This window comes from Bacteroides sp. 2201st1_D9_2201SCRN_220225 (assembly GCF_040928965.1).
Classification (GTDB): domain Bacteria; phylum Bacteroidota; class Bacteroidia; order Bacteroidales; family Bacteroidaceae; genus Bacteroides; species Bacteroides stercoris.
Map to the genome: position 1 here is coordinate 29,285 of NZ_JBCODG010000015.1, position 21,815 is coordinate 51,099.

General features: G+C 49.6%; 18 protein-coding genes. All 18 read left to right on the top strand.

Going from position 1 to position 21,815, the window contains the following annotated elements; genetic code table 11:
* Positions 1 to 174: 174 nt before the first annotated feature.
* Positions 175 to 1,524, top strand: coding sequence for a Na(+)-translocating NADH-quinone reductase subunit A (locus AB5903_RS06855; RefSeq protein ID WP_005653576.1), 1,350 nt, complete (start codon positions 175 to 177; stop codon positions 1,522 to 1,524).
* A gap of 122 nt (positions 1,525 to 1,646) precedes the next feature.
* Positions 1,647 to 2,819 (top strand): NADH:ubiquinone reductase (Na(+)-transporting) subunit B, encoded by a 1,173-nt coding sequence (locus AB5903_RS06860; RefSeq protein WP_005653578.1) that lies wholly within the window; start codon positions 1,647 to 1,649, stop codon positions 2,817 to 2,819.
* 16 nt (positions 2,820 to 2,835) lie between these two features.
* Positions 2,836 to 3,525, top strand: a complete 690-nt coding sequence (locus AB5903_RS06865; RefSeq protein WP_016662928.1) for a Na(+)-translocating NADH-quinone reductase subunit C — start codon at positions 2,836 to 2,838, stop codon at positions 3,523 to 3,525.
* A 4-nt stretch (positions 3,526 to 3,529) separates the two neighbouring features.
* The gene (locus AB5903_RS06870) at positions 3,530 to 4,165 is read left to right on the top strand and encodes an NADH:ubiquinone reductase (Na(+)-transporting) subunit D (protein WP_004294324.1); all 636 of its coding nucleotides are present in this window, start codon (positions 3,530 to 3,532) and stop codon (positions 4,163 to 4,165) included.
* A gap of 94 nt (positions 4,166 to 4,259) precedes the next feature.
* A complete protein-coding gene (nqrE, locus tag AB5903_RS06875; RefSeq protein WP_005653585.1) occupies positions 4,260 to 4,886 on the top strand; it encodes an NADH:ubiquinone reductase (Na(+)-transporting) subunit E in 627 nt (208 codons plus the stop codon).
* 17 nt (positions 4,887 to 4,903) lie between these two features.
* Positions 4,904 to 6,178 carry an NADH:ubiquinone reductase (Na(+)-transporting) subunit F gene (nqrF, locus tag AB5903_RS06880; RefSeq protein ID WP_034536317.1) on the top strand — a complete coding sequence of 425 codons (1,275 nt, stop codon included), beginning with the start codon at positions 4,904 to 4,906 and terminating at the stop codon, positions 6,176 to 6,178.
* 156 nt (positions 6,179 to 6,334) lie between these two features.
* Complete coding sequence (locus AB5903_RS06885) at positions 6,335 to 7,888, top strand: ATP-binding protein (protein WP_005653588.1); 1,554 nt, start codon at positions 6,335 to 6,337, stop codon at positions 7,886 to 7,888.
* Between the two features lie 640 nt (positions 7,889 to 8,528).
* The gene (locus AB5903_RS06890) at positions 8,529 to 9,926 is read left to right on the top strand and encodes a hypothetical protein (RefSeq protein WP_368117706.1); all 1,398 of its coding nucleotides are present in this window, start codon (positions 8,529 to 8,531) and stop codon (positions 9,924 to 9,926) included.
* A 51-nt stretch (positions 9,927 to 9,977) separates the two neighbouring features.
* Positions 9,978 to 11,774 (top strand): PL29 family lyase N-terminal domain-containing protein, encoded by a 1,797-nt coding sequence (locus AB5903_RS06895; RefSeq protein ID WP_368117707.1) that lies wholly within the window; start codon positions 9,978 to 9,980, stop codon positions 11,772 to 11,774.
* Between the two features lie 108 nt (positions 11,775 to 11,882).
* Positions 11,883 to 13,214, top strand: coding sequence for a DEAD/DEAH box helicase (locus AB5903_RS06900; protein WP_272710742.1), 1,332 nt, complete (start codon positions 11,883 to 11,885; stop codon positions 13,212 to 13,214).
* A 326-nt stretch (positions 13,215 to 13,540) separates the two neighbouring features.
* Entirely contained in the window at positions 13,541 to 14,608 is a 1,068-nt protein-coding gene (gene serC, locus AB5903_RS06905; protein WP_117665826.1) for a 3-phosphoserine/phosphohydroxythreonine transaminase, read from the top strand.
* 113 nt (positions 14,609 to 14,721) lie between these two features.
* Positions 14,722 to 15,642: an NAD(P)-dependent oxidoreductase gene (locus tag AB5903_RS06910; protein ID WP_016662923.1), complete on the top strand. Its 921-nt coding sequence runs from the start codon at positions 14,722 to 14,724 to the stop codon at positions 15,640 to 15,642.
* Positions 15,643 to 15,663: 21 nt separating this feature from the next.
* On the top strand, positions 15,664 to 16,911 hold the full coding sequence (locus tag AB5903_RS06915) for a DUF1015 domain-containing protein (protein WP_005653622.1): 1,248 nt from the start codon (positions 15,664 to 15,666) through the stop codon (positions 16,909 to 16,911).
* 178 nt (positions 16,912 to 17,089) lie between these two features.
* Positions 17,090 to 17,494: an FKBP-type peptidyl-prolyl cis-trans isomerase gene (locus tag AB5903_RS06920; RefSeq protein WP_005653626.1), complete on the top strand. Its 405-nt coding sequence runs from the start codon at positions 17,090 to 17,092 to the stop codon at positions 17,492 to 17,494.
* A 16-nt stretch (positions 17,495 to 17,510) separates the two neighbouring features.
* Positions 17,511 to 18,842, top strand: coding sequence for an MATE family efflux transporter (locus AB5903_RS06925; protein ID WP_060385022.1), 1,332 nt, complete (start codon positions 17,511 to 17,513; stop codon positions 18,840 to 18,842).
* 114 nt (positions 18,843 to 18,956) lie between these two features.
* The gene (locus AB5903_RS06930) at positions 18,957 to 19,859 is read left to right on the top strand and encodes a DMT family transporter (protein WP_040315602.1); all 903 of its coding nucleotides are present in this window, start codon (positions 18,957 to 18,959) and stop codon (positions 19,857 to 19,859) included.
* Between the two features lie 85 nt (positions 19,860 to 19,944).
* Positions 19,945 to 20,547, top strand: coding sequence for a YigZ family protein (locus tag AB5903_RS06935; RefSeq protein WP_005653630.1), 603 nt, complete (start codon positions 19,945 to 19,947; stop codon positions 20,545 to 20,547).
* Positions 20,548 to 20,622: 75 nt separating this feature from the next.
* On the top strand, positions 20,623 to 21,750 hold the full coding sequence (locus tag AB5903_RS06940; RefSeq protein ID WP_022104495.1) for an HpaII family restriction endonuclease: 1,128 nt from the start codon (positions 20,623 to 20,625) through the stop codon (positions 21,748 to 21,750).
* The last annotated feature ends 65 nt before the right edge of the window (positions 21,751 to 21,815 follow it).

The window sequence follows — 21,815 nt, forward strand, 5'->3', positions numbered from 1 at the left end:
CCAACCGTTCATCGCTAATCGCTAATCACTAACCGCTAATCCCTACCCTCGTGTTCGTTAACGAAAGGAATTACGGAAATTTCTCCGTAATTCCTTTCTTTTTTGCTCTTTATTCACATTCTTTTTTGCTACTTTTGCGGGCAAATTAATGAAACCATTATTTTATATAAACGCATGGCAAATGTAATTAAGTTACGCAAAGGCCTTGACATCAACCTGAAAGGCAAAGCTGCCGAAGAGTTTATGTCTGTGAAAGAGCCGGGATTCTACTCGTTGGTTCCCGATGATTTTACGGGTATCACTCCGAAAGTGGTGGTGAAGGAACAGGAGTATGTGATGGCCGGGGGACCCTTGTTTATCGACAAGAATCATCCTGAATTGAAATTTGTTTCGCCCGTAAGCGGCGTAGTGACGAGCGTGGAACGCGGTGCACGTCGTAAGGTGCTGAACATCGTGGTAGAGGCTGCCGCCGAGCAGGACTACGAGGAGTTCGGCAAGATGAACCCGTCCAAGATGAGCGCACAGGAAGTGAAGGACGCATTGCTGCAAGCCGGTATGTTCGCCTTTATCCGCCAACGTCCGTACGACGTAATCGCCGACCCGACGGTGACGCCGAAAGCAATCTTTATCTCCGCTTTCGACAGCAACCCGCTGGCTCCCGACTTCGAGTTCGTCCTGAAGGGCGAGGAAGCAAACTTCCAGACAGGACTTGATGCTTTGTCCCGCATGGCAAAAACCTATCTGAGTATCAGTGTAAAACAAAAAGCAGCCGCACTCGTGCAGGCAAAGAACGTTACCCTTACCGCATTCGACGGGCCTAATCCGGCAGGTAACGTAGGTGTACAAATTAACCACATCTCTCCCATAGTGAAAGGCGAGACGGTATGGACCATCGGCGCGGAAGCCGTAATCTTTATCGGCCGTTTGATGAACACCGGTCGCGTAGACCTCACCCGCACCGTAGCCGTAACAGGCAGTGAAGTGCTGAAACCCGCATACTGCAAGTTGCGTGTAGGCGCATTGCTCACCAACGTTTTCAAAGGCAATGTAACCACCGACAAAGACCTGCGCTACATCAGCGGTAATGTGCTGACGGGTAAGAAAGTTGCCCCCAACGGTTTTCTCGGCGCTTTCGACAGCCAGCTCTCCGTAATTCCCGAAGGAGATGAAATCCACGAAATGCTGGGTTGGATTATGCCGCGTTTCAATCAGTTCAGTGTCAACCGCTCTTATTTCAGTTGGCTGATGGGTAAGAAAGAATATGTAATCGACGCCCGTATCAAGGGTGGCGAACGCCATATGATTATGTCCAACGAATACGACCGCGTGTTCCCCATGGACATCTACCCCGAATATCTGCTGAAGGCCATCATCGCGGGAGACATCGACCGCATGGAAGCTCTGGGCATCTACGAAGTAGCTCCCGAAGACTTTGCGCTCTGCGAATTCGTATGCTCTTCCAAAGTGGAAGTCCAGCGTATTGTTCGTGCCGGTCTCGACATGCTCCGTGCCGAAATGGCTTAGGAAATTAAGAATTAAGAATTAAAAATTAAAAAATGACGGTTGAAACATTGCGATATAACCTGCCAAGTGTATACGGCGCAGCCTATTTCTCAATTTTCAATTCTCAATTATCAATTTAATAAATGAAAGCGTTAAGAAATTATCTCGACAAGATAAAGCCGAACTTTGAAGAGGGCGGCAAATTCCACGCATTTCGTTCGGTGTTCGACGGCTTCGAGACATTCCTGTTTGTGCCCAACACCACTGCGAAATCGGGAACGCATATTCACGACTCTATCGACAGCAAACGCATCATGTCGATGGTGGTTATTGCGTTGATGCCGGCGCTGCTGTTCGGTATGTATAACGTAGGTTACCAGCATTTCCACGCCACCGGTGCTGCCGGCGGTTTCTGGGAAATGTTCGCTTACGGTTTCCTGGCTGTATTGCCTAAAATCATTGTATCTTATGTAGTGGGTCTGGGCATCGAGTTTGTTGTGGCCCAGTGGAAGAAGGAAGAAATTCAGGAAGGTTTCCTGGTTTCGGGTATCTTGATTCCGATGATTGTGCCGGTAGACTGTCCGTTGTGGATTCTGGCGGTGGCCACTGCATTCTCTGTAATCTTTGCCAAGGAAGTATTCGGCGGTACGGGTATGAACGTGTTCAACGTTGCCCTGATTACGCGTGCCTTCCTGTTCTTCGCCTATCCTACAAAGATGTCCGGTGATGCCGTTTGGGTATCGGGCGACAGCATCTTCGGTTTGGGACAGACGGTAGACGGGCTCACCGTTGCCACTCCGCTGGGAGCAGCCGCTACTGCGGGCGCTTATCCGGAGTTCTCGTGGGATATGGTGACCGGCCTTATTCCGGGCTCCATCGGTGAAACCAGCGTCATTGCCATCGCCCTCGGCGCCATCCTGCTGCTGTGGACGGGCATCGCAAGCTGGAAAACGATGTTCTCCGTGTTCGTGGGCGGTGCATTCATGGGCTGGGTGTTCAACACCATCGGTCCGGACACTGCAATGGCCAACATGCCGTGGTACGAACATCTCGTGCTGGGCGGTTTCTGCTTCGGCGCCGTATTCATGGCTACCGACCCCGTAACTTCTGCCCGTACGGAAACAGGTAAGTACATCTTCGGATTCCTTATCGGCGCAATGGCTATCATCATCCGCGTGCTGAACCCCGGTTATCCCGAAGGCATGATGCTTGCCATCCTGCTGATGAATATCTTCGCTCCGCTGATTGACTACTGTGTGGTACAGGGCAACATCAGCCGCCGCGAGAAACGTGCAACCGCTAAGTCTAACAATTAAAATACCGGAAAAAGAAATGAATACCAATAGTAACAGTTATACTATCATTTATGCTTCGGTAATGGTTGTTATCGTTGCATTCCTGCTGGCATTCGTAAGTTCTTCTCTGCGTGCCACTCAGAACAAGAACGTGGAGCTGGATACGAAGAAGCAGATTCTTGCCGCCCTCAACATCAAGAATGTAGAGGATGCCGATGCAGAATATAATAAGTACATCAAGGGCGATATGCTGATGAACGAGGACGGTACGCTGACCGAGAACACCGGCGCATTTGCCACCGCTTACGAGAAAGAAGCCAAGGAAAACCACCGTCTGCACGTGTTTGTGGCCGAAGTGGACGGAGAGACGAAATATGTATTCCCCGTTTACGGTGCAGGTCTTTGGGGTGCTATCTGGGGGTATGTAGCCCTGAACAGTGACAAGGATACCGTTTACGGCGTTTACTTCTCTCATGCCAGCGAAACCCCGGGTCTGGGTGCGGAAATCGCAACCCCTCAGTTCCAGGGAGAATTTCCGGGCAAGAAGACACTGGAGAACGGTGAAATTGCCCTCGGCGTTGTGAAGAACGGAAAAGTAGAGAAACCGGACTATCAGGTAGACGGCATCTCAGGCGGTACTATCACCTCTGTGGGTGTGGATGCCATGCTGAAAACCTGTCTGAACAGCTACAAGAACTTTTTAACCAATAATAATGAGGAGAAATAAGAATATGGGAGCATTGTTTTCAAAAAAGAATAAAGAAGTATTCTCTACTCCGCTTGGACTGAACAACCCCGTTACCGTACAGGTGCTGGGTATCTGTTCTGCCTTGGCCGTTACCGCCAAGCTGGAACCGGCTATCGTGATGGGGCTTTCCGTAACGGTGATTACGGCATTCTCCAATGTAGTGATTTCATTGTTGCGCAAGACCATCCCCAACCGTATCCGTATCATCGTCCAGTTGGTGGTAGTTGCCGCATTGGTAACGATTGTAAGTGAGATTCTGAAAGCTTTTGCTTACGATGTAAGCGTGCAGCTTTCCGTATATGTAGGTCTGATTATCACAAACTGTATTCTTATGGGACGTCTGGAAGCATTTGCCATGCAGAACGGTCCGTGGGAGTCTTTCCTCGACGGTGTGGGCAACGGTTTGGGATATGCCAAGATTCTGGTTATCGTGGCTTTCTTCCGCGAGTTGCTGGGTTCGGGTACGTTGCTCGGTTTCAACATCCTGAACTACGAGCCTTTGCAGAAGATCGGTTATGTAAACAACGGCTTGATGCTGATGCCGCCCATGGCACTGATTCTCTGTGCCTGCATTATCTGGTATCAACGCGCACGCCATAAAGAATTGCAGGAAAAGTAATATAAATGAAGAATGAGGAATGAGGAATGAAGATTGTGCCGTCACTGTATGGAGATTCTTGATTCTTAATTCTTAGTTCTTAATTAAAAGAATTATGGAACATTTATTAAGTTTATTCGTCCGCTCCATTTTTGTGGACAATATGATATTTGCATTCTTCCTCGGTATGTGCTCTTATCTGGCCGTATCAAAGAATGTAAAGACTGCCGTAGGACTGGGTATCGCCGTAACTTTCGTGTTGGTGGTGACGCTGCCGGTCAACTACTTGTTGCAAACGAAAGTGCTGGGTCCCGATGCCATCATTGAAGGCGTCGACCTCAGCTTCCTGAGCTTTATTCTTTTCATTGCCGTGATTGCCGCTATCGTGCAGTTGGTGGAGATGATTGTGGAACGTTTCAGCCCTTCGCTCTACGCTTCACTGGGTATCTTCCTGCCGCTGATTGCCGTGAACTGTGCCATTATGGGTGCGTCACTCTTCATGCAGCAGCGCATCAACGTGGGCGAGAGCGATCCTAAATTTATCGGTGGCGTTGCCGATGCCGTTTCCTATGCACTGGGTTCGGGTATCGGCTGGTTGCTGGCTATCGTGGGTCTGGCTGCCATCCGCGAGAAGATGGCTTACTCTGATGTACCTGCTCCGCTGAAAGGCCTGGGCATTACCTTCATCACAGTAGGTCTGATGGCAATGGCATTCATGTGTTTCTCTGGTTTGAACATCTAAAAGAAAGGAATAAGACAATGGATATGAATTTGATATTAGCAAGCATTGGAGTATTCCTCGTGGTTGTTCTGCTGCTTGTGGTTATTCTGTTGGTAGCCAAGAATTTCTTGGTTCCATCCGGTAATGTGAAATTGACTATCAACGGCGAAAAGGAACTGGAAGTCGCTTCCGGTTCGACGCTGCTGAATACGCTGTCTGTCAACGGCATCTTCCTTTCCTCTGCTTGCGGTGGCAAGGGCTCTTGCGGACAGTGCAAATGCCAGGTTGTAGAGGGTGGCGGCGAGATTCTGCCTTCCGAAATACCTCACTTCAGCCGTAAGCAGGTTCAGGACCACTGGCGTCTGGGCTGCCAGGTGAAGGTGAAGGGCGACATGGGCATCAAAATCGACGAGTCCGTACTCGGCGTCAAAGAGTGGGAGTGCGAGGTTATCTCCAATAAGAACGTGGCTACGTTTATCAAAGAGTTTATCGTGGCATTGCCCAAGGGCGAGCACATGGACTTCATCCCCGGCTCTTATGCGCAGATTAAGATTCCTAAATTCTCCATGGATTACGACAAGGACATCGACAAGTCCCTTATCGGCGAGGAGTATCTGCCTGCATGGGAGAAATTCGGTCTGCTCGGCCTGAAATGCCGTAACGATGAAGAAACCATCCGTGCCTACTCCATGGCTAACTATCCTGCAGAGGGCGACCGCATCATGCTGACGGTACGTATCGCCACTCCGCCTTTCAAGCCGAAAGACCAGGGCCCGGGCTTCATGGATGTGATGCCGGGTATCGCTTCCTCTTACATCTTCACCTTGAAACCGGGTGATAAGGTAACGATGAGCGGCCCTTACGGAGATTTCCACCCGATTTTCGACTCCAAGAAGGAGATGATGTGGATTGGCGGTGGTGCTGGTATGGCTCCGTTGCGTGCGCAGATTATGCACCTCACGAAGACGCTGCACACAACCGACCGTGTGATGAACTACTTCTACGGCGCGCGTGCCCTCAACGAGGTGTTCTACCTGGAAGATTTCCTGCAGATAGAAAAGGATTTCCCCAACTTCAAGTTCCACCTTGCACTGGACCGTCCCGACCCGGCAGCCGATGCAGCGGGCGTGAAGTACACTCCGGGCTTCGTACACAACGTAATCTACGAGACTTACCTGAAAGACCACGAAGCCCCCGAAGACATCGAATACTACATGTGCGGTCCCGGCCCGATGTCCAAAGCCGTTGAGAAGATGCTCGACGACCTCGGCGTTCCGGCTCAGAACCTGATGTTCGACAACTTCGGCGGATAAGGAAACGGTGTTGTCAAAGACACATAATAGTAAAATAGTGAAGAAACTCCGGCAGGGCTGCGGCTCTTGCCGGAGTTTTTTTGTGGGCATAGGATAGAGGCGGTTCGAAAGAAATGAGTATCTTTGCTTTATCGTAATCTAAAAACAGTGGACGGTATGAGCAATAAAATATATCCTATCGGAATACAGAACTTCGAGAAAATCCGCAAAGACGGGTATTTCTATATCGATAAAACCGCTTGGGTTTATCAGTTGGCCAAGACCGGCAGTTACTACTTCCTCAGCCGTCCGCGCCGTTTCGGCAAAAGTCTTCTGATCTCCACCTTAGAGGCCTACTTTCGAGGGAAAAAGGAATTGTTCAAGGGACTGGCCATCGAGAAACTGGAGAAAGACTGGACAGAACATCCCATTTTGCATCTGGACTTGAACATCGAACGGTATGATACGCCCGAAAGTCTGGGTAATATACTGGAGAAGAACCTTTCCGAATGGGAAAAACTTTATGGCGCCGATGTTTCCGAACGTACATACTCTTTGCGCTTTGCCGGAATCATCAAGCGTGCTTGCGAGCAGACAGGGCAGCGTGTGGTAATCCTTGTGGACGAATACGACAAACCGATGCTCCAGGCTATCGGCAACGGGGAACTGCAAAAGGAATACTGCAACACGCTGAAACCTTTCTACGGTGTGCTTAAAACGATGGACGGCTGTATCAAACTGGCTTTCCTTACCGGGGTCACTAAATTCGGCAAGATCAGCGTATTCAGTGACTTGAATAACCTGGATGATATTTCCATGCAGGAAATGTATGTCGGTCTTTGCGGAATAACCGGACAGGAGATTCACGATAATCTTGAAGAAGAGCTTCACGAGTTGGCAGACGCTCAGAAAATGACCTACGAGGAAGCCTGTGCCGAGTTGAAGCGGAGATATGACGGCTATCATTTCGTAGAGAACACCGAAGGTATCTACAACCCTTTCAGCTTACTGAATACTTTTAAATATAAGAAATTCGGCAGTTACTGGTTCGAGACGGGAACACCCACCTACCTGATAGAACTGTTGAAACGCTACCATTACGACCTGGAACACATGGCGCATGCCGAAACGTATGCCGATGTGCTGAACAGTATTTATGGGGATGAGGAACCGTTGCCCGTAATTTTCCAGAGCGGTTATCTCACGATAAAGGGGTATGATGAACGTTTTGGAATTTATCGTCTCGGCTTTCCCAATCGTGAGGTGGAAGAAGGTTTTGTTAGATTCCTCATACCTTACTATACACGTTTCAACAAGATTGAAGCACCGTTTGAAATACAAAAGTTTGTACAGGAAATAGAGAGAGGAGAGCCCGATGCTTTCTTCCGCCGCCTGCAAAGTTTCTTTGCCGATACTCCCTACGAATTGGTGAAAGAACTGGAGCTGCACTATCAGAATGTGCTCTTCATCGTTTTCAAACTGGTGGGTTTCTATGTAAAAGCGGAGTATCACACTTCGCAGGGCAGGATAGACCTTGTACTGCAAACCGACAAGTACGTTTATGTAATGGAATTCAAACTGAACGGCACTGCGGAAGAGGCTTTGCAGCAGATTAACGACAAGCAGTACGCACTGCCTTTTGCAGCGGACAGCCGCAAGGTACTCAAGATAGGGGTGAATTTCAGTAATACTACGCGCAATATCGAGCGTTGGGTGGTAGAGGAACTTTAAGTCAGCCATATTGCTGCCATTGTTTTTTCTCCGTCTGTACCGGCTCTTTTTCTACACATGTGTTTTTTTCTTCAGTACATACTGATTGTTTTTCCAGTGGGTACCCTTTGTTTATCCCTGTTAAACTCAAAATTTATCCTCAATAAACTTGAAGTTTAACCGGGATAAATCGGGAGTTTGACCGGGATAAATTGTAATATACTTCATGCAGTGCAGAAAGTCCGTGTTGTTCTTCTTTTTGCTCTCAAAAAAATAGCTAACCTTATCTTTCGTGCATCTTCAAAAAAATAGTGAAATAAAAAGCATACCATCCTGCTATTGCTGACAAAAAACTGTTTATCTTTGCAGCAGTCCCGTTGGGTGCAATGGAACTGTTGTTTTTTAAGAAGCGTTATTGAAATTATCTTCTACAATCAAACTTCGCAACTTTGAAAAGTACTTGAAGATGATAACAACAACGCTCACGTCTGTGTTATATATCTACTTCTCTTCCGGGATATACGGGAGTGTCGTATCTATATACAAAATGGCGTGAGTGGCTGTTGTTTATCCAAGTACTGGGCAATGCGAAGGCCTGATTGTAGGATAAACAGATACAGCGACTCACGTTTTTTGTATGTTTAACTTAATAATATGGCACATGACGAAAAGAAAACGCATCTCCATTTGTATCCTGACGAAATTACTGACAGCATCATCGGCGCGGCTATTTGCCGCATTGCCGGTAATGCTACTGGCTGTACTTTTATCATTTTCACCCTACATTGTAATGCAGGGAGCTGAAAGAGACAGCCTGTACACATTCCGCTTCGTTCCTGAACAGGGAATGTTCTACGTCCCCTACAAGGAAAACAGTGCAGAGCTGGAAAGATTATCTGCTCTGCTAAAACAGCATCAGAAAGATATTCTTGCAGGGAATATCCCTGTATTTGTCAGCGGTTTCTGCCGGTCTGCATCGGTCGCTAAAGAGAACCGCCGTCTTGTACGTGAACGCAGCAACCGCGTAAAAGCGGAAATGATAGTGCGTAACGGCTTGTGTGAAGATTGTTTTCATACTACAAACTTCACGGGCGACAACGGGAAAGCGGATGATGTAGTGTTTGTACGCATTGTGTTGCCGGAAGATAAAGCGGTTGATGATCTGCCGGTGATGGGAGAAAGAATGCCTGGCTCTTCTTTAAATGACAATGTGAAATGTAGTGATTCTAAAGTAGAACTTTACACTTCTAAAGTAGAACTTTACACTTCTAAAGTAGAACTTTGCACTTCCAAAGTAGACCTTTACGAAGCCCCGGCAGTTACTGACAACTGTTATTCGAACCGCAACGTGGAATCTCCTCTCTCCACATCCGCAAACGTATCCGATTCAAGTGTAACCTTTTCCTTTCGAGGCTGGACTCTTGGTTTGAACATCGGTATTCCTTTCTTTTGGGGTGATATGCTTTCCATGTCTGCCGATAAAACCTACATTGGCATATCCGCAGGCCTACAAGCTGATTACCGTTTCTCCGATTTCTTTGGGGCAAATCTTTCTGCAGACTATGCACAGGGCAAGGCAGGTGCGCGAGACTATGCACAGCATTATCAACTCTCTCCTTCCGGTATGACGGCCTATTCTGACGGAACTGACTGCTCCCGACCTTACAAAGAACTTTACTCTAAAATATCCGTAGTAAATATAGGTTTGGGTTTGGATATATATTTCAATCGTTTTCTTGGTGTCCGTGCCTTGTACAGCCGGTTCCAGGCTGTTCTGACTCCTACCGTCTATGGGCAATTCTTCAAAGCCGACATATATAATAAGGCGACCGACACCCGGTTTTCCAATGGAATTACCCGGCCGAATACGGTTTCTCTCGGTTTAGGCGGAGCCTTGAGTTTCCGTTATCGTATCGCTTCCGATTGGAGTCTGCAACTGAAGAACAGCTTCCTGTGGATGACCGATAATAAATTCGATGGTATCACTACACCTTACGGGCATACACGCCATAATGTCCTGTGGATGCCCCAATTCGGCATACTCTGGACTTTGAAATGACAGAAACCGTTCATTTGATTAAAAACCCATATTAAATTAAAACTTATACTTATGAAGAAGATGCTATTCCTGTTGCTTGCCGCAACATTTGCTTTATGCAATTGCACCAAGCAAGACCTTGATGAAATACGTGCCAAACAAGCAGAACTTGACACCCGCCTTTCTGCTCTGGAAGAGTGGCAAAGGGCAATAAACGGACAAATTGCGAGTCTGCAAAATCTTTTCTCCGCCCTTGAGGATAATGACTATGTGACAAGTGTCAGCGAATTGGCCGACGGAACCGGCTACGTGATAAACTTCATGAAGGGCGGAGCCATAACCATAAAGAACGGTGTCAAAGGAGATAAAGGGGAGACAGGTGCTACCGGAATACCGGGTAATGCGCCTGATATCGGTGTCAAAGAAGACAACGGCATCTATTACTGGACACTTGACGGTGATTATATAAAAGACGGTAACGGCAACCCCCTGCGTGTCACAGGTGAACAGGGAAAACAGGGGGATGCAGGAGTAAAAGGTGATGATGCCATTGCCCCGCAAGTCCGGATTAATGCAGATAATAATGAATGGGAAATATCCACCGACAACGCTACTAACTGGATGCCTACGGGAGTAAAGGCTGTGGGTAAAGACGGTACGAACGGAGTAAACGGCACTTCCTGCTCTATCAAGGTTGATGATAGCAGCGACCCGGTCATTGTTATCATAACCAATACCGATGCCGATGGAAAAGAAACCGATACGGAAATTTCATTTCCCCTTTACCGGACTTTTTATATCGGTGATGATGCGAAAGCTGTACGGAATGCCGCACTGGTTGTTACCCACAAGGTGACGGAGATTCCTCTTGTACTTCCTGATGCTTTTTCCAAGAACGACTATACCGCCATTATGGCTCAAATCATCAGTAAGGATGCGAATACGGATATTCAGACTCGCGCAGCTACAGGCTCGTGGCAGGTCGCTGTAGCAAAGCCGACTTTCAATGCTGACGGCAGTTACAAAGGAGACGCGAAAGTAACTGTGACAATGCCCGTGGGCATAGGGGAGGACGAAAGTGCCCTTTTGGAAGTGACTCTTGTAGGGCAGGATGGTGGTAAAACGGTTTCCACTCGTGCCCTGACTGTTCCCAAATCCGGTGATTACTATTATAGCGACGGTTCTGTTTCGGGTCAGATCATCAGCGGTAATCCCGATAGGATTCCTGTCGGCATCGTCTTTTATGTAGGCGATATTGTGGCAAAGGATAGCCATTTGAAGGAAATATTAGGTGGCGGTAACGCTGATAATTATAAGTCGGATGATATTCACGGGCTGGTGGTTGCCTTGAAAGATGCGGGCAACCGTACTTATTGGCAGCGAAACTATACTCCGACCGGTATGAGCGTTGCCGATGCGAATGATATATGCGGATATGGCAATACATTGCAAATGAAAGAATGGAATGAAAAAGACAGTCATAGCGGCAATCTCATCGAAGCCTACGGATTGGTGGCTGAATATGCCACTGCCAATCCTGCTCCTGCCGGCAGCAGCGGTTGGTATTTTCCTTCCGTTCGCGAGCTTTCCACTCTTTGTTCGGGCTGGCAGTCCGCTTGGACGGACTCCGGTACGTATGGCGGTACAGACAGTCCCGGCAGTAATATTGATACGGTCAATGAAAAATTGTCCGCCTTGTCTGTATCGGGCATAGATGCCGAAAAGGTGGCAGGGGCGGTTTACTGGTCATCCTCGTCATATCGGTACAATGAAAAGATTGCGTTCATGGTCTATATGCTTAGCGGCAATGTGAATATGGACCGTAAGGACCTTACGTCTAACCGGGTACGTGCCGTTCTGGCTTTTTAGTACATCGGCGGAAAACGGTTGGCAGCGTGTGTGGGCAAACATTATACACCATCACCTCGTTTTCCGCCAATCTTTTCGTATCTTTGCTCCATTAAACCAAAGTACTTTATGGAACAATCTGACATACTTCGTAACTTACGGATAGAGCAACTCACCCCGATGCAGGAAGCAGCGCGGGATGCCTATCAATCGGATAAGGACCTCGTCCTGTTGTCGCCCACGGGGTCGGGCAAGACACTGGCATTCCTGCTGCCGCTGGTGCAATCGCTCAAAGCCGATGTGCAGGGCGTACAGGCGGTGGTGCTCGTACCGTCGCGCGAGCTTGCCTTGCAGATAGAAAACGTATTCAAGTCGATGAACGTCCCTTTCAAGGCGATGAGCTGCTACGGCGGACGTCCGGCAATGGACGAGCACCGTACGATGAGGGGCATCAACCCTGCCGTTATCATCGGCACTCCCGGACGTATGAACGACCATTTGCGGAAGCAGAACTTCGATACCCGCTTTGTAACCACATTGGTGATAGATGAATTCGACAAATGCCTTGAATTCGGTTTTCACGACGAGATGGCGGAAATTATCGGACAGTTGCCTGCCTTGAAGAAACGGGTATTGCTGTCGGCAACGGATGCAGAGGAAATCCCGCAGTTCACCGGAGTGGGCGGGGGGGAGTCATCACCGCAGGTTGTCAAGCTGAATTTTCTTTCGGGCGAAACCGTATCCGGACGATTGGACTTGCAGAAGGTAATCTCTCCCGAAAAAGACAAGCTGGAGACATTGTACCGGCTGCTTTGTACGCTGGGCGACCGTTCTACACTGGTATTCGTGAACTATCGCGAGAGCGTGGAGCGTACGGTAGCCTATCTGAAGTCGAAGAAATTCCCTTGCGATGCTTTTCACGGCGGTATGGAACAGGACGACCGCGAGCGGGCGCTCTATAAGTTCCGCAACGGCAGTTGCCCCGTCCTGGTATCGACCGACCTTGCCGCACGCGGATTGGATATTCCGGGCATCGACAACGTGGTGCACTATCACATGCCCGTCAACGAAGAAGCCTTTACGCACCGTAACGGACGCACGGCACGCTGGGAAGCGCGCGGCTCTTCTTTCCTGCTTCTGCATGCCGAAGAGCGTCTGCCCGATTATCTCCCGGAGGAGCTCTCCGTATTCGAATTGCCGGAGCAGACGCCGAAACCTGCCAAACCCCGCTGGACTACCTTATATATAGGCAAAGGCAAGAAAGACAAACTGAACAAGGTGGACATTGTGGGCTTCCTGTATAAGAAAGGCGGACTGGTGGGCGAAGATGTAGGACAGGTGGATGTGAAGGAGCACTATGCTTTCGTGGCAGTCCGCCGCGGCAAAGTAAAGCAATTGCTTACACTGCTGCGCGGGGAAAAAATCAAGGGGATGAAGACTTTGATAGAAGAAGCTCGTTGACAGTATGTTATGAAGCATATCCGGTGATGTTATTAAGCATGGGAAAATAGTTTGTTTTTGATAATCATGCACTTTTTTTTCAGTTTTTATTCCCGGTAGAAAGTTTTTTCAGCTTCTATCTTTCAGTTTACTTTTTAATACTTTCCTTGTTAAGTATACATAACAGTTTGGCGTATATTTCTTGTATATACCAATAAAAAGTAAGGCAAATACGCGATAAAGAAGAAAATTTATAAGGAAAGATTTGCAATGCAGAAATAATTCCGTAATTTCGCCATGTCGAAAGACATAAACGAACGAAATTGTATAACCAAAACAAACTTCAAATGAAAAAGCATAATTTCAACGCAGGACCTTCCATTCTTCCGCGTGAGGTGATAGAGGATACGGCGAAGGCTATTTTAGATTTCAACGGATCCGGTCTGTCTCTTATGGAGATTAGCCACCGCGCCAAGGACTTCCAGCCCGTAGTGGACGAAGCCGTAGCACTGTTCAAAGAACTACTTAACATTCCCGAAGGCTATTCGGTGCTGTTCCTGGGGGGTGGTGCAAGTCTGGAATTCTGCATGATACCTTTCAACTTCCTCGAAAAGAAGGCCGCTTACCTCAATACGGGTGTGTGGGCAAAGAAAGCCATGAAGGAAGCCAAGGGATTTGGCGAGGTTGTAGAGGTTGCCTCTTCTGCTGAAGCCACTTATACTTACATTCCGAAAGATTATACGGTACCGGCCGATGCGGACTATTTCCATATCACCACCAACAATACTATCTATGGCACGGAATTGAAGGAAGACCTGAACGTAAACGTTCCTATGATTGCCGACATGTCGTCCGATATTTTCTCCCGTCCTATTGATGTGTCCAAATACATCTGTATCTATGGCGGTGCACAGAAGAATCTGGCTCCTGCGGGCGTAACATTCGTCATCGTGAAGAATGATGCGGTAGGCAAGGTATCCCGTTACATCCCGACCATGCTGAACTATCAGACTCACATCGACGGCGGTTCAATGTTCAATACTCCTCCCGTTGTTCCTATCTATGCGGCATTGCAGACATTGCGCTGGATAAAGGCTCAGGGCGGTGTGAAGGAAATGGAACGTCGCGCCATCGAAAAGGCGGATATGCTGTATGCCGAGATAGACCGCAACAAGATGTTCGTGGGTACTGCCGCCAAAGAAGACCGTTCACGCATGAACATCTGCTTCGTAATGGCTCCCGAATACAAGGAACTGGAAGCCGACTTCCTGAAATTCGCTACCGAAAAGGGTATGGTAGGTATCAAGGGACACCGTTCCGTAGGCGGTTTCCGTGCATCTTGCTACAATGCCATGCCGAAGGAAAGCGTACAGGCTTTGATAGACTGCATGCAGGAATTTGAGAAACTTCATTAATAATATTTGTTCACCACAGAGGGCACAGAGTCCCACAGAGATGAAATGAAAAGGAAAACTCTGTGAAACTTCGTGCGGTTCTGTGGTGAATCTTTTTTTAATACCATTGAATCATGAAAGTATTAGTTGCAACAGACAAGCCGTTTGCAAAAGTTGCAGTAGACGGTATTCGCAAAGAAATTGAAGCAGCAGGCTATGAACTTGCCTTGCTGGAGAAATATGGCGATAAGGCAAAATTGCTGGAAGCCGTGAAAGATGCCAATGCCATTATTATCCGTAGCGACATTATTGATGCCGAGGTTTTGGATGCCGCCAAAGAGCTGAAAATCGTAGTGCGTGCCGGTGCGGGATATGACAATGTGGACTTGGATGCCGCAACCGCCCACAATGTATGTGTGATGAACACTCCGGGGCAGAACTCCAACGCTGTGGCCGAACTGGCTTTCGGGCTTATGGTAATGGCTGTCCGCAATCTGTACAACGGTACTTCCGGTACGGAGCTGAAAGGCAAGAAGCTGGGCATTCATGCTTACGGTAACGTAGGCCGCAATGTAGCCCGCATAGCCAAAGGTTTCGGCATGGACATTTACGCATTCGACGCTTTCTGCCCGAAAGAGGTTATCGAGAAAGACGGTGTAAAGGCTGTGGCTTCGGCCGAGGAGCTTTATTCTGCCTGCGACATCGTTTCGCTGCACATTCCCGCAACGGCGGAAACCAAGAACTCCATTAACTATGCTTTGGTGGGCAGGATGCCGAAAGGCGGTCTGCTGGTGAACACCGCCCGCAAGGAAGTTATCAACGAAGCCGAGCTGATACAACTGATGGAAGAACGTGCCGACTTGAAGTACATGACCGACATTATGCCCGCAGCCAATGATACATTTGCCGCCAAGTTTGCCGGCCGTTACTTCTCCACACCGAAGAAGATGGGTGCGCAGACGGCCGAAGCCAATATCAATGCCGGCATTGCCGCTGCCAGACAGATTGTGGGCTTCCTGAAAGATGGCTGCGAGAAGTTCCGCGTAAATAAGTAATGGATTTATACTCAGACAACCATGGCAACAATAAAACCTTTTAAAGGGATTCGTCCCCCTCAGGATTTGGTAGAGCAGGTGGCATCCCGTCCGTACGACGTCCTGAATTCCGCCGAAGCGCGTGAAGAAGCGGCAGGAAACGAAAAATCCCTGTATCACATTATCAAGCCCGAAATAGATTTTCCGGTCGGTACGGACGAGCACGATGAACGTGTGTACCGGAAAGCAGCCGAGAACTTCCGGATGTTCCAGGACAAAGGCTGGCTGGTGCAGGACGATAAGGAGAACTATTACATATATGCCCAGACCATGAATGGTAAGACGCAATATGGTTTGGTAGTGGGCGCATACGTGCCCGATTATATGAACGGCGTTATCAAGAAGCATGAGCTTACCCGCCGCGACAAGGAAGAAGACCGCATGAAGCATGTCCGTGTGAACAATGCCAACATCGAGCCCGTATTCTTCGCTTATCCCGACAATGCAGTGCTGGATGCGGTCATTGCCCGTTACACGGCACAGAAGCCTGTTTACGACTTTGTGGCTCCGGACGACGGTTTCGGCCATACATTCTGGATTATCGACCGGCAGGAAGATATTGAGGTCATAACCAAAGAATTCGCCAAGATGCCGGCACTTTACATTGCCGACGGGCACCACCGCAGTGCAGCAGCAGCCCTGGTGGGTGCGGAGAAAGCCGGACAGAATCCCAATCATCGCGGAGACGAGGAGTACAACTACTTCATGGCAGTCTGTTTCCCCGCCAACCAGTTGACTATCATCGACTACAACCGCGTGGTGAAGGACCTGAACGGGTTGACTCCCGGAGAATTCCTGGCTGCCGTAGGCAAGAACTTCACGGTAGAAGAGAAAGGAACGGAAATCTACAAGCCGGCAGGCCTGCATAACTTCTCCCTTTACCTGGACGGCAAGTGGTACAGCCTTACGGCAAAGCCGGGCACTTACAACGACAACGACCCTATCGGCGTGCTGGATGTTACCATTTCGTCCAACCTGATACTGGATGAAATCCTCGGCATCAAAGACCTCCGTTCCGACAAGCGTATCGACTTTGTCGGCGGTATCCGCGGGCTGGGCGAATTGAAGAAGCGGGTGGACAGTGGTGAGATGAAAGTGGCTTTGGCGCTTTATCCTGTGTCCATGAAGCAGTTGATGGACATTGCCGATACCGGCAATATCATGCCGCCCAAGACCACTTGGTTCGAACCGAAGCTGCGTTCGGGACTGGTAATTCATAAACTGGACTGATTCAGATATAATTTCAAAGAATGAATGAGAAGAAGGTGCATGGAAACTTGGCAGGTTTTGATGCACCTTCGCTATTTTATATTGCCATTCCCTTTTCCGGTATACGGAAAATGCCGACCTTTGCCGTCAAAATAAGATACCGTTATTCGGCATTAGTTATTAAAACCAAAAGAACGATATGGGTAAAAAGGAAGAATACAAACTGAAGAACGAACAGTTCCTGCAAAATCTGCGTACCGAAGAAGGCGTAAAGGAGTTGGCTGCCGGCGTGCTTTACCGTATTCTGGAAAGCGGGCAGGGCAGTAGCGCTACTCCTCGCCCGAACAGTATTGTGTCGGTGCATTACAAGGGAACGCTCATCAACGGCAGGGAGTTTGACAATTCCTGGAAGCGCAACTGTCCGGAAGCTTTCCGGCTGAACGAAGTAATCGACGGCTGGCAGATAGCCTTGCAGCAGATGCGTGTAGGCGACCACTGGATGGTTTACATCCCGTACACCGTGGGATACGGCACACGCACCAGCGGGCCTATTCCGGCTTTCTCCACACTGATATTCGAAGTGAAGTTGTTGGGCATTGCCTGAGAGGGTGTGAACAATCATGTTACGGAACGGAGACCTTACCCGGGGTGGCATAACGGGTACGTTGTTGCGTTTCACCCTGCCTATGATGGCGGGTTCGTTGCTGCAACAGTGCTATAACATAGCCGATACGCTGATTGTAGGGCAGTGCATCGGTGCGGATGCACTGGCGGCGGTAGGGTCGGCGTATACGCTGATGGTCTTCCTTATCTCCATCCTTCTCGGTTTGTCTATCGGCAGCGGCACGGTATTCTCGCTGCATTACGGTGCGGGAAACCATTCCGCCCTGCGCCGCAGCATTTTCGTGTCGTTCGTACTGATAGGGGCGGTTACATGCGTGCTGAATATGGCGGTATTCGTATGGCTGGACCCTATTCTCCGTTTGCTGCAAGTGCCGCAGGACATTTACGGCATGATGCGCGGTTACCTGTGGATAATCTTTTGCGGCATTGTCTTTACGTTTATCTATAATTTCTATGCGGCGATGCTGCGTGCGGTGGGAGATTCGGTAACTCCTCTCTGGTTTCTGGCACTCTCTGTGGCACTGAATATCGTTCTCGACCTGTTTTTCATCCTGCAACTGGACTGGGGCATCGAGGGGGCTGCGATAGCCACGGTCATGGCACAGGGAGTCGCTTCTGCGGGAATAGTGCTCTATACCTGGAGGAAGCGTCCGGAACTGCGGCTGCATATCGGAGACATGCGCTTCGACCGTGGCAGTCTGAAAGAGATAGTCTCTTTCTCCACACTGACCTGTGTGCAGCAGTCGGTCATGAATTTCGGCATCCTGATGATACAGGGGCTGGTCAACAGCTTCGGCACGGCAGTCATGGCCGCCTTTGCCGCTGCCGTCAAGATAGACTCCTTTGCATACATGCCCGTGCAGGAGTTCGGGAACGCCTTTTCCACTTTCATCGCGCAGAACTTCGGGGCGAAACGTTACGGGCGTATCCGCCGGGGTGTCCGCAGCGCCTTGCTTACTACGGTTATCTTTTCGATTATCGTCTCCGTGCTCGTGTTCGTCTTTGCAGAACCGCTGATGCTGATTTTCGTCCATCCGGGCGAAACGGAAATCCTTGCTACCGGAGTGGAGTACCTGCGCATAGAGGGTGCGTTTTACTGCGGCATCGGCATTCTGTTCCTGCTTTACGGCTATTACCGGGCTGTCCGGAAACCGGGGATGTCGGTAGTGCTCACGGTGATTTCGCTGGGCACTCGCGTGGCGCTATCCTACCTACTGGCGGCTATTCCTTCTGTCGGGGTAACGGGCATCTGGTGGTCTATTCCCATCGGTTGGCTGCTGGCGGACGCGGTGGGTATGCTGTATTATAAAATGAAGAACGGGGCATGAACAATTCCCTTGCGGCATGCTTGCGTTGTGCAGGATTCTTTTTAGTTCTTCATGGAGCTAAGTATCAATAAAAGCGGTATCTTTGCGCCCGATTTTTCAGAAAGAGATACTGCCATGACCAATAATCGTCTTAAAGGATTTACTTACGGAGCCGTTGCCGCTGCCAGTTACGGCATGAACCCGTTGTTTGCATTGCCCTTGTACGGGGCGGGGATGAGTGTGGATTCCGTCCTCTTTTACCGTTACTTTTTCGCCGTTGTGATGCTGGGCATCCTGATGAAAGTGAAGAAACAGTCCTTTGCACTGAAGAAGGCGGATATACTTCCGCTGGCGGTAATGGGGCTGCTGTTCTCCTTTTCCTCGTTCTTTCTCTTCGAGAGCTATAACTACATGGATGCAGGCATTGCGTCCACCATCCTATTTGTCTATCCGGTGCTGGTTGCCATCATCATGGCGGTGTTTTTCCACGAGAAAGTCTCCTTCATCACGATGTTCTCCATAGCGCTGGCATTTACGGGCATCTCCCTGCTGTACGAGGGTGGGGACGGGAAGACGTTGAGCATGCTGGGCGTACTGTTCGTTATTCTCTCCTCGCTGACCTACGCCATATACATCGTAGGCGTGAACCGCTCTTCACTCAAGGAGCTGCCTACGGCGAAACTCACTTTCTATGCTTTGCTCTTCGGCATCAGCATCTATGTGGTGCGTCTGGATTTTTGCACGGCTTTGCAGCCCGTCCCTTCGCCGGTGCTGTGGGCAAATGTCCTTTCGCTGGCTTTGTTTCCCACTATCATTTCGTTGGTGCTGATGACGCTCTCCATCCACCTCATCGGCTCCACGCCGGCTGCCATATTGGGGGCGCTGGAACCGGTGACGGCGCTGTTCTTCGGCGTAGTGGTGTTTGGCGAGCAGCTCACTCCGCGCATCATGCTCGGCGTACTGATGATACTTACTGCCGTGACACTGATAATTGCGGCGAAACCGTTGCTGCAACTGGTGAGGAGGCGCATCGGCTGAAAAGCGGCTCTTTCTTCTGCCGCGATAAAGTTTTTTTTGCCGGCTATCAAAAGGCGGATAGCAAAAAGTGTAGTATCTTTGCGGCATGAGCGAAGATACGTATAAAACCATAGCCGTCCCGTCCGAGGGAATTTATACCGAGAAGCGCAGCAAGTTTATCGCTATTGCCTTGCCGGTGCGTACGGTTGAAGAAGTAAAGGCGCATCTGGAAACTTATCAGAAGAAATACTACGATGCCCGCCACGTGTGTTATGCCTATATGCTGGGGCACGAGCGCAAGGATTTCCGTGCCAATGACAACGGCGAACCGTCCGGTACGGCGGGAAAGCCCATCCTGGGGCAGATAAACTCGAACGGACTGACGGACATCCTGATTGTCGTGGTCCGTTATTTCGGCGGCATAAAGCTGGGAACCAGCGGACTGATAGTGGCTTATAAGGCTGCCGCTGCCGAGGCCATCGCTGCCGCCACCGTCATTGAAAAGACGGTGGACGAAACGGTGACCGTCCTTTTCGAGTATCCTTTCATGAACGATGTGATGCGCATTGTCAAGGAAGAGGAGCCGGAGATGTTGGAGCAGTCGTACGACATGGACTGCCGCATGACGCTCCGCATCCGCAAGTCGGCAATGCCCAAGTTGAGGGCGCGTCTGGAGAAGGTGGAGACTTTACGTTTTGAGGAAGCGTAAAGTCTCCGGGTTTTCCATATCTTTTGTACGGATTTACTTATCTTTGCACACTTATTTAATCAAAATTGAGTTGATATGGCATTTGAAGCAACCAAGCGCGAGCTGGGCGAACTGTATACCTTCTTCCGTCTGCTGGCGGACGGAAAAGTCTTTCCGGGAACGCCGGACGCGCAGAGAGATGATAGGAAGTATTGGCCTGTGGCGCTGATACAGAGAGAGGAACATGACGGCACGCGCCGCTATTATATCGGGGAAGAGGATGTGCGCATTGTCAGCGGTACGGTGGAGAAGGACGGTACGTTTACCGCATCGGCAGGAAAAGAGCCGCTTTCGTTTCCCCGTGCGGACTTTGGCGATGCGGCGGAAATCATACTCCATCTGCTCAGAAATGAGCAAGGCGAGGAGGTGGAAGTTTCCGAAGGGCTGGAAGCCTTTCTGGATGCTGTGAACATCTACGACTTGGAGTCCAGAACCGATGACCGTACCGACTTCTCCGTAGCTTTCTGGAGTGCGGACGCTCCGCTCACGGGCTTCACCGTCCGTTGTCGTCTCAGCCGCATGAATCCTTTGCTGGACGGCGGGCGCACGGCCAATCTGAAGCTGGAGCAGAGCGGCGTGAAGTTTGCCGTGCCCACGGTAAACAAGGTGAACGCCTTGCCCGAATCGCCTATGGAAGTTGCCGAACGCATGATGATGATTGAGCGTCTGGGCGGCGTGTTGAAGTATTCCGACGTTGCCGACCGTGTGTTCCGCTGCAACCTGCTGATGATAGACCTCCACTTCCCCCGTATGCTGGCCGAGATGGTGCGTATCATGCATCTGGACGGCATTACCCGTGTTGCCGAACTGACGGAACGCATTAAGGAGATGAATCCCCTGAAAATCAAGGACGAACTGATAAACAAGCACCGCTTCTACGAATTCAAGATGAAGCAGTTCCTGCTGGCGCTTGCAACGGGCATGCGTCCGGCAAAGATTTACAACGGTACGGACTCTGCCGTGGAAGGCATGCTGCTGACCAATGGAGACGGCGGGGTGCTCTGCTACCATAAGTCCGACCGGCAGACCTTTGCCGACTTCCTTTACCGGAACACCCGTTTCGAGAAGGGTTCGGTAGATAAGGACAAATACGGCTTCCTGGAGCGGGAGAACGGTGTGTATTACTTTAAACTGAACGTAAAGATAGGATTGGTAAAGCGCTGACCGTCTGTTTAGCGCCGGTATAGGCGGAACGGCCGACTGAAACTTGACGCATTAACTCTCCTTAC